1 pseudogene is annotated in these 676 nt (G+C 42.0%); it reads left to right on the top strand.

The features are described from left to right. A pseudogene (locus tag ACNOHI_RS24930) lies at window positions 1-676 on the top strand (hypothetical protein); the annotation flags it as partial.

Below are 676 nucleotides of genomic sequence, written 5' to 3'. Positions count from 1 at the left end.
AGGAACCAAAGGAACAGACTTAGGAATAGAAGCAGGATTTTTGAAAGATAGACTAACTGTAGAGATTGACTATTATAATAAACTCACGCAAGATGCAATATTTGATATTCCCATTTTTTCTTCACTAGGTCAAAAGTCGCCGAGAATCAGCGGGAACCAAGCTGACATTCGGAACAGAGGACTTGAGTTTATGGCAACCTGGAGAAACAAAACAGAAAAAGGGCTCACCTATTCAGTAAGTGGTAATTTTGGCTATAACCAAAACAAGGTAACCTCAGTTGTAACGGGTGTGAATCCTATATATGATGGTGGAAGTGGATTGGCAAACGGTTCGCAAGCTACCCGTACAGTGCTGGGAGGCGCCATTGGTGAGTTTTACGGTTATCAGGTAGTGGGTATATTTCAGAATGACGCTGAGGTGGCTGCGTCGGCTCAAAAGCTAAATGCAAAGACAGGAGATTTCAAGTATGCTGATGTGAATAATGATGGCGTAATTGACGGCAAGGATCGCATGACGATTGGCGACCCTAATCCGAAGTTCAACTTTGGATTAAATACCAGTTTTGCTTACAAAAACTTCGATCTTGCCCTGGATATTCAGGGAGTAGCAGGTGTTGATGTATACAATGCAAATATCAGCAGACGGTACGGGAATGAGAATTTTACAAAGGATTTC

The organism is Noviherbaspirillum sp. ST9 (genome assembly GCF_048799745.1).
Classification (GTDB): Bacteria; Pseudomonadota; Gammaproteobacteria; order Burkholderiales; family Burkholderiaceae_D; genus Noviherbaspirillum.
The sequence above is the reverse complement of the archived record's forward strand: the minus strand, read 5'-3'. Positions and strand labels throughout refer to the sequence as shown.